Below are 13,875 nucleotides of genomic sequence, written 5' to 3'. Positions count from 1 at the left end.
ACCAGTGTTCTGAACACGCTCGCGGCGATGGTGAGCTCTGCGCAGCGAAATAAAGGAGGAGCGAAGCGGGGGACATTCGCGGAGCAGAGCGCACCGTCGGCGTGAGCGTCGCCCTGAAGAACAGCAGCCCAAGACTCCGAACGCCGCTCCCGCAACACACGAGAAGCGCAAGAAAGGAAGGGCATCCGATTTCAGTGTGCGATCTGTACGAACACTTCGTTCGGCTTGACCATGCCGAGTTCCGCCCGCGCACGCTCCTCGACCATTTCGAGCCCGTCCTTCAGGTCGTTGACCTCCGACGTCAGCCGTTCGTTGCTCAGCGCCGCCTTGGCGTTGGCGTCCTTCTGGTCCGCCAGCTTGGTCTGAAGTTGTTGCACGTCACGCACGCTCCCGCGCCCGTTCCACAGCTGCCACTGCAGGACGGCCAGCAGGAGCAGCAGGATGATCGGTGGAACGAAGCGTGCGCGCATGCCGCAGGCAGAGCCTTACTTCAGGTTGTAGAACGCGCCGCGGCCCGGGTAGCTGGCGATGTCGCCGAGGTCTTCTTCGATGCGCAGCAGCTGGTTGTACTTGGCGATGCGGTCCGAACGCGACAGCGAGCCCGTCTTGATCTGGCCTGCATTGGTGCCCACAGCGATGTCGGCGATGGTGCTGTCTTCGGTTTCGCCCGAGCGGTGCGAAATGACTGCCGTGTAGCCCGCACGCTTGGCCATCTCGATGGCGGCGAAGGTCTCGGTCAGCGTGCCGATCTGGTTGATCTTGATCAGGATCGAGTTGGCAATGCCCTTGTCGATGCCTTCCTGCAGGATCTTCGTGTTGGTCACGAACAGGTCGTCGCCCACCAGCTGCACGCGCTTGCCCAGGCGTTCGGTCAGGTGCTTCCAGCCATCCCAGTCGCCTTCGTGCATGCCGTCTTCGATGCTGATGATCGGGTACTTGTCGACCCAGGTCGCCAGCATGTCGGTCCAGCTCTCGGCCGACAGCGACAGGTTTTCGCCCGACAGAACGTACTTGCCGTCCTTGTAGAACTCGCTGGCCGCGCAATCCAGGCCCAGTGCAATCTGCTCGCCCGCCGTGTAGCCGGCCTTGTCGATGGCTTCGAGGATGAGCTGGATGGCTGCTTCATGGCTCTCGACGCTGGGGGCAAAGCCGCCTTCGTCGCCCACTGCCGTGCTGATGCCACGGTCGCCCAGGATCTTCTTCAGCGCATGGAACACTTCGGCGCCATAGCGCACGGCCTCGCGGAAGCTCTTGGCGCCCACGGGGATGATCATGAACTCTTGCAGGTCGAGGCTGTTGTTGGCGTGCGCGCCGCCGTTGATGACGTTCATCATCGGCACCGGCAGCTGCATGCCGCCCATGCCGCCGAAATAACGGTACAGCGGCAGGCCCGATTCTTCGGCCGCGGCGCGGGCCACGGCCATCGACACGGCCAGCGTGGCGTTGGCGCCCAGGCGGGCCTTGTTGTCGGTGCCGTCGAGGTCGATCATGGTGCGATCGAGGAAGGCCTGTTCGCTGGCGTCCAGGCCGAGCACGGCTTCGGAGATCTCGGTGTTGATGTTCTCCACGGCCTTGAGCACGCCCTTGCCGAGGTAGCGGCTCTTGTCGCCGTCGCGCAGCTCGATGGCTTCGCGCGAACCGGTCGACGCGCCCGAGGGCACGGCCGCGCGGCCCATGGTGCCCGACTCGAGCAGGACGTCGCATTCGACGGTGGGATTGCCTCGGCTGTCGAGAATTTCGCGGCCGACGATGTCAACGATTGCACTCATCTTTTGTCTTTCTCTCTGGGTCTCTTTGGGGAGTTCGCTTGCAAAAAAGGGGTCAAAGACCTTCGACCGCGATCATGTTCATGATGGCGGCGCCGGCACGCGCTTCGCGGGCCTTGAGGTATTCGGGCGTCTCGTAGAAGGCCTTGGCCTTTTCGAAGCTGGCGAATTTGAGCACGACCACGCGGGTGGGCTTCCAGTCGCCCTCGAGCGGCTGCACCTGGCCGCCGCGCACGCAGACTTCGGCGCCGTGGGCCTGCATGGCCACGCTCGACCACTTCTTGTATTCCTCGTACTGCGTCGGGTTGGTGACCTCGACGTGGGCGATGACATAACCACTGCTCATGATTGGAAGGCGTCCTCTAGAAATGCGTTTTGCTTGGTGACCCGGTCGAGCGCCAGCAGCGTCTCGAGCAGGGCCTTCATGTGCTTGAGCGGCACGGCATTGGGGCCGTCGCTCAAGGCTTTGGCGGGGTCGGGGTGCGTTTCCATGAAGAGGCCGGCCACGCCGACCGCCACGGCCGCGCGCGACAGCACCGGCACCATTTCGCGCTGGCCGCCCGAGGTCGTGCCCTGGCCGCCCGGCAACTGCACCGAGTGGGTGGCGTCGAACACCACGGGCGCCTGCGTCTCGCGCATGATGGCCAGCGAGCGCATGTCCGACACGAGGTTGTTGTAGCCGAAGCTGGCACCGCGTTCGCAGGCCATGAAGCTGTCTTCGTTCAGGCCGGCTTCTCTTGCAGCCGCGCGCGCCTTGTCGATCACGTTCTTCATGTCGTGCGGCGCGAGGAACTGGCCCTTCTTGATGTTGACCGGCTTGCCCGACTGCGCCGCGGCGTGAATGAAGTCGGTCTGGCGGCACAGGAAGGCGGGCGTCTGCAGCACGTCGACCACCTTGGCGGCCTCGGCGATGTCTTCATGGGTGTGCACGTCGGTCAGCACGGGCAGGCCGAGTTCGCGCTTGACCTTGGCCAGGATTTCGAGGCCCTTGTCGCGCCCCGGGCCACGAAAGCTCGTGCCCGACGAGCGGTTGGCCTTGTCGAAGCTGCTCTTGAAGATGAACGGAATGCCGAGCGCCGAAGTGATTTCCTTCAGCGTGCCGGCGGTGTCCATCTGCAACTGCTCGGATTCGATCACGCACGGGCCGGCGATCAGAAAGAAAGGCTTGTCCAGTCCGACGTCGAACCCGCAAAGCTTCATGCAACGGCCTTGAGCGTCTTGGTGCTGCCCGCACCCTTGTCCTTGTGCTCCAGCGCGGCCTTGATGAAGGCATTGAACAGCGGATGGCCGCCCCACGGCGTCGACTTGAACTCGGGGTGGAACTGCACGCCCATGAACCACGGGTGCACGTCCTGCGGCAGTTCGACGATTTCGGTCAGGTGCTCGCGCTGCGTGAGCGCGGAGATCACCAGGCCGGCCGTGCGCAGCTCGTCGAGGTAGTTGACGTTGGCTTCATAGCGGTGGCGGTGGCGCTCGGTGACCACGTCGCCGTAGATGCTGTGGGCCAGCGTGCCGGGCGTGACGTCGGAGCTTTGCGCGCCCAGGCGCATGGTGCCGCCGAGGTCGGACTTTTCGTCGCGCGTCTTGACGGTGCCGTCGCGGTCTTTCCACTCGGTGATCAGCGCGATCACGGGGGTGGGGGTCTCGGGGTCGAACTCGGTGCTGTTGGCGTTCTTCAGGCCGGCCACGTGGCGCGCGTATTCGATGGTGGCAACCTGCATGCCCAGGCAGATGCCCAGGTAGGGCACCTTGCCTTCGCGGGCGAAGCGGGCGGCGGAAATCTTGCCTTCGACACCGCGCTGGCCGAAGCCGCCAGGCACCAGGATGGCATCGTATTTCGCGAGGCGCGACACGTCTTGCGTGGTGATGGTCTCGGAGTCGATGTAGTCGATCTTCACGCGCGCATGGTTCTTCATGCCGGCGTGCCGCAGGGCTTCGTTCAGCGACTTGTAGCTGTCCGACAGGTCGACGTACTTGCCGACCATGGCAATCGACACTTCCTGCTGCGGATGCTCGACTTCGTACACCAGGTCGTCCCAGCGCTGCAGCTTGGCGGGCGGGGTGTTGATGCGCAGCTTGTCGCAGATCAGGCCGTCCAGGCCCTGCTCGTGCAGCATGCGGGGCACCTTGTAGATGGTGTCGACGTCCCACATGGAGATGACGCCCCATTCGGGCACGTTCGAGAACAGCGAGATCTTGGCGCGCTCGTCGTCGGGAATCGGGCGGTCGGCGCGGCACAGCAGGGCGTCGGCCTGGATGCCGATGGCGCGCAGTTCCTTGGCGGTGTGCTGTGTGGGCTTGGTCTTGAGCTCGCCGGCGGCGGCGATCCAGGGCACATAGCTCAGGTGCACGAAGGCCGAGTTGTTCGGGCCCATGCGCAGGCTCATCTGGCGCACGGCTTCCAGGAAGGGCAGCGATTCGATGTCGCCCACGGTGCCGCCGATTTCGACGATGGCCACGTCCACCTCGTGCGCCGTGCCGATGCCGGCGCCGCGCTTGATGTATTCCTGGATCTCGTTGGTGATGTGCGGAATGACTTGCACCGTCTTGCCGAGGTAGTCGCCGCGGCGCTCTTTCTCGAGCACGGTCTTGTAGATCTGGCCGGTCGTGAAGTTGTTGGCCTTGCGCATCCGCGTGTTGATGAAGCGCTCGTAGTGGCCGAGGTCGAGGTCGGTTTCGGCGCCGTCATCGGTGACGAACACCTCGCCATGCTGGAACGGCGACATCGTGCCGGGGTCGACATTGATGTACGGATCAAGCTTGATGAGGGTGACTTGGAGGCCGCGCGATTCGAGGATCGCGGCGAGCGAGGCGGAGGCGATTCCCTTGCCAAGGGAAGATACGACACCACCGGTGACGAAGACAAATTTGGTCATGCCAGTTCCGGATGCGTGAATCCGGGCAGTGGGAAATTGCGATTATAGGTGTCCCCTTTGCGGCACTTCCGGCCAAGGGCTTGTTGCCACGGACCGAATGGCATGTGAGCAACAATACGGGCCATGCAAGATCTCGCTGGCAAACACATCGTCCTCGGTCTCACAGGCGGCATTGCCTGCTACAAGTCGGCGGAGCTGTGCCGGCTGTTCGTGAAGGCGGGCGCCACGGTGCAGGTGGTCATGACGGAGGCTGCCGAGCAGTTCATCACCCCGGTGACCATGCAGGCGCTTTCGGGCCGTACTGTCTATACCTCGCAGTGGGACACCCGCGAGCCGAACAACATGCCGCACATCAACCTGAGCCGCGAGGCCGATGCGATCGTGCTGGCGCCGTGCAGCGCCGACTTCATTGCGCGGCTGGTGCAGGGCCGCTCCGACGACCTGCTGAGCCTGATGTGCCTGGCCCGTCCCACCGACCGCGTGCCGCTGCTGATCGCCCCGGCCATGAATCGCGAAATGTGGGCCCACCCCGCCACCCAGCGCAACCTGATGCAGGTGTCGGCCGATGGCGCGACCGTGCTGGGCGTGGGCAGCGGCTGGCAGGCCTGCGGCGAAACCGGCGACGGCCGCATGCTCGAGCCGGCGCAGCTGCTTGAAGACATCACGGCCTTCTTCCAGCCCAAGCTGCTGGCGGGGCAGAAGGTGCTGGTGACGGCCGGCCCGACCTTCGAGTCGCTCGACCCGATTCGCGGCATCACCAACCATTCGTCCGGCAAGATGGGTTTTGCCATTGCCCGCGCAGCCCGCGAGGCCGGTGCCGAAGTCACGCTGGTGGCCGGCCCCGTGCACCTGGCGACGCCGCGCGGGGTGACCCGCATCGACGTGCTGTCGGCGCAGGACATGCTCGAAGCAACCGTCCGTGCCGCGCAGTTTGCTAGCATTTTTGTAGCGACAGCCGCTGTGGCCGATTGGCGCCCGGCCACGCACAGCGAGCAGAAGATCAAGAAAGACGGCAGCGGCAAGACGCCGGTGCTTCACTTCGTCGAGAACGCCGACATCCTTCTCACGGTGGCCAAGACCGAGCGGGCCCAGGCAAAGAAACTGTTCTGCGTCGGCTTCGCGGCCGAGAGCGAAAACCTCGCCGAGCACGCCAAGGCCAAGCGCGAGCGCAAGGGCATTCCGCTGCTGGTCGGCAACATCGGCCCGCTCACTTTCGGGCAGGACGACAACGCACTGCTGCTGGTCGATGCGAAGGGCGTGCGCGAACTGCCGCGCGCGCCCAAGCTCACGCTGGCACGCGAGCTCATGACCGAAATTGCCGCACGGCTTTCCGACTGGAGCGTCTGATGAACACCGAATCGAACACACCGCCCAACGGCGACTTCGCCCGCTACGTGGAGCAGCTCGCGGCCCGTGCCGCGTTGCCCAAGCGCGCGGCGCAGCCGGGCGAGCCGGGGCTCGACGTCGGCATGGCGCCCGCGCCCGGCCAGCAAGGTGCGGGCGGCCCCGTGTCGGCCGCGATGCAGCGTCGCGATGCCTCGCCTGGCAGCAGCGAGGCATCGCAGGAAAACGCTTCGTTCGATCCGCTGCTGCTCAAGGTGCTCGGCGTTGGGGGCGCGGTGGTGTTCCTGGTGCTGTGGGCGGCGGGCGTGCCCTTTGGCGTGCTGGCGCTGCTGCTGGGCGTGGCACTGTGGTTCGGCAAGAAATTGAAGGGCGTGAAGCTGACCCCTGGCGTCGCCAAGTGGCAGCAGGTGCTTGAAGACGCCGCCCGCAAGCAAAGAGAACAGCAACAGAAACAAGGCAACAAGTAAAAGTGAAAGTCGACGTCCGTATCCTCGATCCGCGCATGGTGGATCAATTGCCCGCGTATGCCACCCCTGGAAGCGCCGGCCTCGACCTGCGGGCCTGCCTTGACGCACCCATCACGCTGGCGCCCAACGGCTGGCAGCTGGTGGGCACCGGCATTGCCATCCACCTGGCCGACCCGGCCTATGCGGCGCTGATCCTTCCGCGCTCGGGCCTGGGCCACAAGCACGGCATCGTGCTGGGCAACCTCGTCGGCCTGATCGACAGCGACTACCAGGGCGAGCTGAAGATCAGCGCCTGGAACCGCAGCGAAACGCCCTTCGTGCTGGAGCCGATGGAGCGGCTCGCGCAGCTCGTCATCGTGCCGGTGGTGCAGGCGCAGTTTCGAATGGTCACGGAATTTGCACCTACGCAACGCGGCGAGGGCGGCTACGGTTCCACCGGCAAGCATTGACCCGCGGAACCTGAAGGGAGCCTGAGTTACAGAGCGGTAAAGAACGGAACCCGAACGGCCCGCAAGCCTCGAAGGTTTCAGCATGTGTTTTGCGTCATCGCGGCAAGGGCTGCGGCGTTAGGCACGGGCGGGTGCATGGTTCGTGCACCGTTCTATCCGAGGAGCCTCCCAACATGAAGATCTCAATGCGCTTTGTTTCCGTCACCGCCTCCGTGCTGGCCCTGGCCACACTCACGGCGTGCGTGGCCCCGGCACCGGTCTACCAGACCTCGCGCTACCCCTACCAGGCGCCGCCACAGGCCATCCAGTACCGCGAAGCCCAGTACGTCGAGTACGGCCACGTGGCCAACATCGAAGTGCTGCGCAGCGAAACGGCCGGCACCGGCACCTCGGGCGGCGGCGCCGTCGCGGGCGGTGTCATCGGCGGCGTGGTGGGCAACCAGTTCGGGCGCGGCAACGGCCGTGCCGCGGCCACCGCGCTGGGCATCGTGGGCGGTGCCCTGCTGGGCAACACCATCGAAGCACAGCAGAACGGGCCGCGCGCCTACGAAACCTATCGTGTGTCGGTGCAGACCGATCGCGGCGGCTTCCGCGCCTTCGACGTGCAGAGCCCGGGCGACCTGCGCGTGGGCGACCGCGTGCGCATCGACAACGGCCAGTTGTCGCGCATGTAAGCCTTGCCCGGTTCCCGCTTTGGCTCCCGCCTTCGCGCGGGACAAAAAAAGCCGGGCACTGCCCGGCTTTTTCTTGTCTGGCGGAGAGCGAAGGAGGGGGCTTCAGTGCAGCGTCTGGCCGCCGGGTGCCATCGGCGGCACCTTGAAGAAGGCCGTGCCCGCCGTGCCCCGGCCGACTTCTTCTTCCGTCGCCTCGCGCACCGAGCGCACCGTGATGTCGAGCCGGATCGCAATGCCCGCCAGCGGATGGTTGCCATCGAGCACCAGGTGGTCGGGGTAGATTTCGGCCACGGTGTAGATCGCGTCCTTCGGGATGTCGTCGCTCACGCCCTTGGGCAGGGCGGAGCCGTCGAAGGTCATGCCTTCCTCGGTGCCTTCGGGAAACAGCGAGCGCGGCTCCAGGAAGAGCAACTGGTCGTTGAAGTCGCCGAAGCCCTGCTCGGGTTCGATCTGCAACTGCACCCGGGCGCCGGGCTCGTGGCCTTGCAGCACGGCCTCGATCACGTCGAAGAGGTCGTCGCCGCCTACCATGAATTCCACCGGCTCATCGAGCACGTCCAGCACGTCGCCGAGCGTGTCTTTCATTGTCCAGGTCAAGCCGACCACGCATTGTTCAGAGATTTCCATTGCAGAATTCTCCCATGGAGATTACACAACCGCTGCCGTTGCTCGGCGGCCTGAGTGCCGCGCAGTTCATGCGGCAATACTGGCAGAAGAAGCCCTTGCTGGTTCGACAGGCCATTCCCGCGATGGTGCCACCGATCGACCGCAATGCGCTGTTTGCGCTGGCCGAACGCGAAGAGGTCGAGTCGCGCCTGATTCGCCAGGGCAAGACCGGCTGGTCGCTCAAGCACGGACCGCTGCCGCGGCGCGCCTTGCCGCCGCTGAAGCAGCCGGCCTGGACGCTGCTGGTGCAGGGCGTCGACCTGCACCACGAGGGCGTGCACGAGCTGCTGCGCCAGTTCCGCTTCCTGCCCGATGCCCGGCTCGACGACCTGATGATCAGCTACGCCAGCGACACCGGCGGCGTCGGCGCGCATTTCGACAGCTACGACGTGTTTCTGCTGCAGGCGCAGGGGCGCCGCCGCTGGTCCATCGGCAAGCAGGGCGACCTGAGTCTGCAGCCCGGTGTTCCGCTCAAGATTCTCGAAAACTTCGAGCCCGAGCAGACCTTCGTGCTGGAGCCCGGCGACATGCTCTACCTGCCGCCCAAGTACGCGCACGACGGCGTGGCCTTGGGCGACGACTGCATGACCTGTTCCATCGGCCTGCGTTCGTCCGCCTTGGGCGAGCTGGGTGCCGACCTGCTGGCGCGCATGGCACAGGCGTACTCCGAAGACCTCGAAGATGCCGGCCCCGCGGAGCTGGCGCGCTACCGCGATCCGTCGCAGCCGGCCGTCGACACGCCGGCCGCCATGCCGGCCGCGCTGCAGGGCTTTGCGCGCAAGGCCATCGAGGCCGCGCTGCGCGATGCCGATGCCGTCGACCGCGCGCTGGGCGAATCGCTCACCGAGCCCAAGGCCAACATCTGGTTCGACGAAGCCGGTGAAGTGCCCGGCACGATGCGCCAGGTGGCGCTCGACCGCCGCACGCGCATGCTCTACGACACGCGCCACATCTACATCAACGGCGAGAGCTTTCGGGCCGGCGGGGCCGACGCCACGCTGATGCGCCGCCTGGCCGACCAGCGCGCGCTGGGTCCGCGCGAGATGGCCCGTGCCAGCGAAGGCGCGCTGGCGTTGCTGGGCGAATGGTGCGAGGCAGGCTGGCTGCATGCCGAATGACGACGTCATTTCGTCGTTGACCGAGGGCCGCTTCGACGGTCGGGAGGCCTTTGACGCGATCCTGCGGCAGGCGCTGTCGGCCGCCGCGCAGCAGGGCTGGAAAGAAATCGTCTTCAGCGACCCCGACTTCGCCGACTGGCCGCTGGGCGAGCGCGCCACCATCGAGGCGCTGCAGGCCTGGGCCGCGAGCGGCCGCCGCTTCATGCTGCTGGCGCAGCGCTTCGACATTCTCGAGCGCGGCCATGCGCGCTTCGTGCCGTGGCGCCGCATGTGGGACCACATCATCGAATGCCGCGCGACCGGCCAGGCCACGGGCGCCGAGGTGCCCAGTGCCATCTGGACGCCGTCGTGGTTCGTGCACCGCATCGACCCCGAGCGCAGCCGGGGCGTGAGCGGCTCCGAACCGCGTGCCCGCCGCGCGTTGCGCGAGGCCATCGACGAATGCTGGCGCCGGGGGCGGCCGGCATTTCCGGCATCGACACTCGGCTTGTAAGCCAATGCCGCGAATCCGGCCGCGAGACACATTCAGGTGGAGATGCAGGTCTAGAATTTTTTGATTCCAGACCTTCATTGCCAAAGGAGTCCTCATGAAGAAGTCCTCGTCCGTCCTGATTGCCTCGTTGATTGCCGCCGCCGCGCTCGTTGCCTGCGGAAAGAAGGAGGACGCCGCACCGGCGGTCGTGACGCCGCCTCCTGCTCCCGTCACCGAGCCCGCACCGGCGCCTGTCGCCCCGGCACCTGCCGCCGACCCGGCTGCAACCCCATCGCCCGCCGCCTCGTCGGCACTGGATGCGGCGAATGCAGCCACGGAAGCCGCCAAGAAGAACGAGGCGCCCAAGTAAGCCGGGCGTTGCCCGGCAATGCCGGGCTCACGATGCAAAAAGCCGCCATGAGGCGGCTTTTTCTTTGAGGGGCGCGGCGGTAGTCCCGGCGCGGTGCTGGTGCGCCGCTCAGACGTCCAGCCAGGGCGAGCCCGCAGCCGCAGTGGCCGTCACCATCTCCGATTCATGGCCGCCCAGGGCCTCCGCCATCAGGCGACGCACGATCTCGGGCCGGTTGTTCTGCTCGCTCAGGTGCGCCGCGACCACGTGGCGCAGCCCGTCGTGCAGCACCGCCCGTGCAATGTCCGCCGCGGCGGCATTCGACAGGTGCCCGTAGTTGCCACCGACGCGCAGCTTGAGGAACGCCGGGTAGGCCGAGTTGGCCAGCAGGTCGGTGTCGTGGTTGAACTCCAGCAGCAGCGCGTTCACGCCGCCCAGCCGGGCCAGCACATGGGCCGTGGCATGGCCCAGGTCGGTCAGCACGCCCAGCGTGCGGTTGCCGTCGGTGCAGCGCAGCTGCAGCGGCTCGCGCGCGTCGTGGGGAACGGTAAAGGGCTGGACCTCGATGTCGCCGACGGCAAAGGTTGCATCGTCGCGCGCCAGGTTCAGCAGGCCCTCGAAATCGCGGCCACCGGTAGCGAGCCACGTGCCTTCGCTCATCCAGACCGGAACGCGGTTGCGCCGCGACAGCGAGTGGGCACAACCGATGTGGTCGCCATGCTCGTGGGTAACGAACACCGCGTCGATGTCGGTGGCGGCAAGGCCCGCCTGGGCCAGCCGCAGATCGAGCTGCTTGAGGCCGAAGCCGCAGTCGATCAACATCCGGGAGGTGCGGCCGCTGCTGGTCGCTTCGACCAGCGCGGCGTTGCCCGTGCTGCCGCTACCGAGGCTTCGGAAGCGCAGCATGCGGGTTACTTCAGGTCGTCGGCAATGACCTTGACGATGCGTTGCGCGTTGGCCGAGCTTTCGGGCGCGCCTGCTTCGTTCAGCACCGACACCGTGGTGGCTTCGCCCTGGCTCTTGACCGAGATGCGGAACTTGATCGGTGCTTCGTCCTTGCTGGAGCCGCCGAAGATCTTGCTGAGGAAGCCGGCTTCCTTCTTCTCGGCGTTCGGCGTCACGTAGCGCACGTAGTACAGGCCGGCGCTGCGGTCGCGGTCTTCCACGGTGAAGCCGGTGCGGTCGAGGGCCAGGCCGACGCGGCGCCATGCGCGGTCGAAGCCTTCGCTGATCTGCACGACCGGTTGGCCGCCGACGCTGGCGACGCTGGCGGTCTTGGTCGGTGCGCTGGTCGAAGCGAGAATTTTCGACTGCTCTTGCGAGACGCCGAGCTTGACCATCAGGCGGCGCAGGAATTCGGTTTCGAGTTCAGGGTCGCTCGGGCGGGGCTGCCACACGGTCTGGTCCTGGCGCGAGTTGTTGTAGACCTCTTGCATGCCGCGGTGGCTGATGAAGATCTCGGTGCCGTTGGGCGTGCGTTCCAGGCGGGTGCGGAAGCGGTCGAGTTCGCCGGTCGAGTAGACCGAGTCGACCAGCTTGCCCAGCGTGCCGCGGATGATGTCCTGCGGCAGCTTGGCGCGGTTCTCGGCCCAGTCGGTTTCCATGATGCCCAGGTTGCGCTGGTCGGTGGTCAGCAGAAAGCCGCTTTCCTGCCAGAAATCTTTCACCGGGTCCCAGAGCTGGTCGGGCGTGCGGTTGACGACGATCCAGCGCTGCGAGCCCGCGCGTTCCATGCGCACGTCGCCGAGGTTGCTCACGGCAGTGGGCACGCCCGGTGCGTTGGCAATGCCGGCCTGGTAGGCGTTGGCGGTGACGGCACCGCCGGGCACCGCATAGCGGTTGTCGCGCGAAAGTTGCGAGAGGTCGGGCGGGACTTCGAGCGTTGGGGCCTTGCCCGCGCTCTTGTAGTCGATCTTGTCGCTCTCGAGGACGGAGCAGGCGGCGAGGCTGGCAACCAGGGTGGCCAGCAGTGCATATCGCGAAATTTGCGAAAGGTTCTTCAACGTCGTCTTCCTTGTTGGAATGGTTCGGTCAATCTATGGGCCGCAGTGCCCGCCATCTCAGAGCACAGTTCGGGCAAAAGGTTGCTTAACCTCGTTGCGGCCAGGGAAAAGGCAGATTGGGGATGGGTTGGGAGGTGGGCTCAGTTCTTGAGCAGGCCGGTGGCGCGCAGGGCGCCTTCGACCGCCGGACGGCTCGCTTCGCCGAGTTCGGTGAGCGGCAGCCGCAGGGCGCCGCCGCACAGGCCGAGCCGGGCCATGGCCCACTTCAGCGGAATCGGGTTGGGCTCGACGAACAGGTTGCGGTGCAGCGGCATCAGTTCGAACTGGATCTGCATGGCGCGCTTGACGTCGCCCGCCAACGCGGCAACGCACAGCTCGTGCATCTTGCGCGGCGCGATGTTGGCCGTGACGCTGATGTTGCCCTGGCCGCCGCAGAGCATGAGCGCGACCGCTGTCGGGTCGTCGCCGGAATAGACAGCGAAGTTCTTGGGCACATCGCGAATGAGCCACTGGGCGCGTTCGATGTTGCCGGTGGCTTCCTTGATGCCGATGATGCCGGGCACCTGCGCCAGGCGCAGCACGGTGTCGTGCGCCATATCGGCGACGGTGCGGCCGGGCACGTTGTAAAGAACTATGGGCAGGTCGCCCACGGCTTCGGCAATGGCCTTGAAGTGCTGGTACTGGCCCTCTTGCGTGGGCTTGTTGTAGTACGGCACGACCTGCAGCTGCGAATTGGCGCCCACGCCCTTGGCGAACTTGGCAAGCTCGATGGCTTCCTTGGTCGAGTTGGCGCCGCAGCCGGCCATCACGGGAACGCGGCCCCTGGCCTGCTCGACCGAGACGCGGATGATTTCGCAGTGCTCTTCGACATCGACCGTCGGCGATTCGCCGGTGGTGCCGACCACGCCAAGGCAGTCGGTTCCTTCGTCGATGTGCCAATCGATGAGCCGCCGCAGGGCGGGGTAGTCGACACTGCCGTCGTCGTGCATCGGCGTGACGAGAGCGACGATGCTGCCTGTCAGTTGCTCCAAGGGGGAATCTCTTTGTCGGTGGACGAAAGCGCCGATTCTACTTACTCCAGGACCCCTGGAGACAGCCTGCCCCCGACCCTCAGTTTCCCTTAAGGAGGTGGCGCGGCGGCTCCCCGGGGAGGCCGGCGGCGGGGCGGATGGCGGCAATACGCTGTACGAAGCGGGCCGGTTCGGCCACGAAGCCGTCTTCGTAGGCCACCACGCGCAGGCCGGCGCAGGCGGCCAGCAGCTCGCCGGGCCGCAGCAGGAAGTCGGGCCGCGAGGGTTTTCCCACGGTTTCGTTGCCGGCCGCGAAGGTTTCGTACAGCAGCACGCCGCCCGGCGCCACGGCCGCCACGATGCCGGGCAGGTTGGGCCGCCACAGGTAGTTGGTGACGATCACGCCACCGAAGGCCTGGCCGGCGAAGGGCCAGGGTCCGCCTTCGATGTCGGCCTGAACCACGTGGCCGAAGGCGCGCGCGGCTTCGATGGCTTCGGGCGAGCGGTCGACGCCCGTCACGGCATGCCCACGGCCGGCAAACCACTGCATGTGGCGTCCGGCCCCGCAGGCCACGTCGAGCACCGTGGCACCCGGCGCGAGCAGGTGCGACCAGCGCACGATCCATTCGGACGGGGCGCCCAGGCCGTGCATCGGCGCGGCTTCTTTCATGGCGAGCCCGG

17 protein-coding genes are annotated in these 13,875 nt (G+C 66.3%); 7 read left to right on the top strand and 10 right to left on the bottom strand.

The window, feature by feature from the left end; genetic code table 11:
• Window positions 1–191: 191 nt before the first annotated feature.
• Genes ftsB through DBV14_RS00400 form a run of 5 tightly spaced genes read right to left on the bottom strand, consistent with a single transcriptional unit; the run spans window position 192 to window position 4,642 of the window.
• On the bottom strand, window positions 192–470 hold the full coding sequence (ftsB, locus tag DBV14_RS00420) for a cell division protein FtsB (protein ID WP_124457223.1): 279 nt from the start codon (window positions 468–470) through the stop codon (window positions 192–194).
• A 15-nt stretch (window positions 471–485) separates the two neighbouring features.
• The gene (eno, locus tag DBV14_RS00415) at window positions 486–1,769 is read right to left on the bottom strand and encodes a phosphopyruvate hydratase (RefSeq protein WP_124457222.1); all 1,284 of its coding nucleotides are present in this window, start codon (window positions 1,767–1,769) and stop codon (window positions 486–488) included.
• Window positions 1,770–1,821: 52 nt separating this feature from the next.
• Complete coding sequence (locus DBV14_RS00410) at window positions 1,822–2,112, bottom strand: DUF1330 domain-containing protein (RefSeq protein WP_124457221.1); 291 nt, start codon at window positions 2,110–2,112, stop codon at window positions 1,822–1,824.
• A complete protein-coding gene (gene kdsA, locus DBV14_RS00405; RefSeq protein ID WP_124457220.1) occupies window positions 2,109–2,966 on the bottom strand; it encodes a 3-deoxy-8-phosphooctulonate synthase in 858 nt (285 codons plus the stop codon). Before kdsA ends, DBV14_RS00410 begins: the two co-directional genes overlap by 4 nt.
• Window positions 2,963–4,642: a CTP synthase gene (locus DBV14_RS00400; RefSeq protein WP_124457219.1), complete on the bottom strand. Its 1,680-nt coding sequence runs from the start codon at window positions 4,640–4,642 to the stop codon at window positions 2,963–2,965. Before DBV14_RS00400 ends, kdsA begins: the two co-directional genes overlap by 4 nt.
• 123 nt (window positions 4,643–4,765) lie before the next feature.
• On the opposite strand from DBV14_RS00400, the gene coaBC reads away from it, so the two are divergent.
• The 4 genes from coaBC to DBV14_RS00380 all read left to right on the top strand — a co-directional run bounded on the left by coaBC (window position 4,766) and on the right by DBV14_RS00380 (window position 7,576).
• Window positions 4,766–5,989: a bifunctional phosphopantothenoylcysteine decarboxylase/phosphopantothenate--cysteine ligase CoaBC gene (gene coaBC / locus DBV14_RS00395; protein WP_124457218.1), complete on the top strand. Its 1,224-nt coding sequence runs from the start codon at window positions 4,766–4,768 to the stop codon at window positions 5,987–5,989.
• A complete protein-coding gene (locus tag DBV14_RS00390; RefSeq protein WP_124457217.1) occupies window positions 5,989–6,453 on the top strand; it encodes a hypothetical protein in 465 nt (154 codons plus the stop codon). The genes coaBC and DBV14_RS00390 overlap by 1 nt, the downstream gene beginning before the upstream one ends.
• Before the next feature lie 2 nt (window positions 6,454–6,455).
• Window positions 6,456–6,902 carry a dUTP diphosphatase gene (dut, locus tag DBV14_RS00385; RefSeq protein WP_124457216.1) on the top strand — a complete coding sequence of 149 codons (447 nt, stop codon included), beginning with the start codon at window positions 6,456–6,458 and terminating at the stop codon, window positions 6,900–6,902.
• A gap of 173 nt (window positions 6,903–7,075) precedes the next feature.
• A complete protein-coding gene (locus tag DBV14_RS00380) occupies window positions 7,076–7,576 on the top strand; it encodes a glycine zipper 2TM domain-containing protein (RefSeq protein WP_124457215.1) in 501 nt (166 codons plus the stop codon).
• 102 nt (window positions 7,577–7,678) lie between these two features.
• Here the strand turns inward: DBV14_RS00380 and DBV14_RS00375 are convergent, their stop codons facing one another.
• A complete protein-coding gene (locus DBV14_RS00375; protein WP_124457214.1) occupies window positions 7,679–8,203 on the bottom strand; it encodes a peptidylprolyl isomerase in 525 nt (174 codons plus the stop codon).
• Between the two features lie 14 nt (window positions 8,204–8,217).
• Between DBV14_RS00375 and DBV14_RS00370 the strand changes: the two genes are divergently transcribed.
• From DBV14_RS00370 to DBV14_RS00360, 3 genes are all read left to right on the top strand, one after another.
• The gene (locus DBV14_RS00370) at window positions 8,218–9,360 is read left to right on the top strand and encodes a cupin domain-containing protein (protein WP_124457213.1); all 1,143 of its coding nucleotides are present in this window, start codon (window positions 8,218–8,220) and stop codon (window positions 9,358–9,360) included.
• Window positions 9,350–9,853, top strand: a complete 504-nt coding sequence (locus DBV14_RS00365) for a hypothetical protein (RefSeq protein ID WP_124457212.1) — start codon at window positions 9,350–9,352, stop codon at window positions 9,851–9,853. The genes DBV14_RS00370 and DBV14_RS00365 overlap by 11 nt, the downstream gene beginning before the upstream one ends.
• 94 nt (window positions 9,854–9,947) lie before the next feature.
• A complete protein-coding gene (locus DBV14_RS00360) occupies window positions 9,948–10,202 on the top strand; it encodes a hypothetical protein (RefSeq protein ID WP_124457211.1) in 255 nt (84 codons plus the stop codon).
• A gap of 108 nt (window positions 10,203–10,310) precedes the next feature.
• Here the strand turns inward: DBV14_RS00360 and DBV14_RS00355 are convergent, their stop codons facing one another.
• The 4 genes from DBV14_RS00355 to DBV14_RS00340 all read right to left on the bottom strand — a co-directional run bounded on the left by DBV14_RS00355 (window position 10,311) and on the right by DBV14_RS00340 (window position 13,864).
• A complete protein-coding gene (locus DBV14_RS00355; protein ID WP_124457210.1) occupies window positions 10,311–11,087 on the bottom strand; it encodes an MBL fold metallo-hydrolase in 777 nt (258 codons plus the stop codon).
• 5 nt (window positions 11,088–11,092) lie between these two features.
• Complete coding sequence (gene bamC / locus DBV14_RS00350; protein WP_124457209.1) at window positions 11,093–12,184, bottom strand: outer membrane protein assembly factor BamC; 1,092 nt, start codon at window positions 12,182–12,184, stop codon at window positions 11,093–11,095.
• Between the two features lie 140 nt (window positions 12,185–12,324).
• Window positions 12,325–13,215: a 4-hydroxy-tetrahydrodipicolinate synthase gene (dapA, locus tag DBV14_RS00345; RefSeq protein ID WP_124457208.1), complete on the bottom strand. Its 891-nt coding sequence runs from the start codon at window positions 13,213–13,215 to the stop codon at window positions 12,325–12,327.
• 79 nt (window positions 13,216–13,294) lie between these two features.
• On the bottom strand, window positions 13,295–13,864 hold the full coding sequence (locus tag DBV14_RS00340) for a bifunctional 2-polyprenyl-6-hydroxyphenol methylase/3-demethylubiquinol 3-O-methyltransferase UbiG (RefSeq protein WP_124457207.1): 570 nt from the start codon (window positions 13,862–13,864) through the stop codon (window positions 13,295–13,297).
• Window positions 13,865–13,875 lie beyond the last annotated feature (11 nt).

Source organism: Variovorax sp. KBW07 (assembly GCF_003852515.1).
Classification (GTDB): domain Bacteria; phylum Pseudomonadota; class Gammaproteobacteria; order Burkholderiales; family Burkholderiaceae_C; genus Variovorax.
Note: the sequence above shows the minus strand (reverse complement) of the source record. Positions and strands in the feature narration are given on the sequence as shown.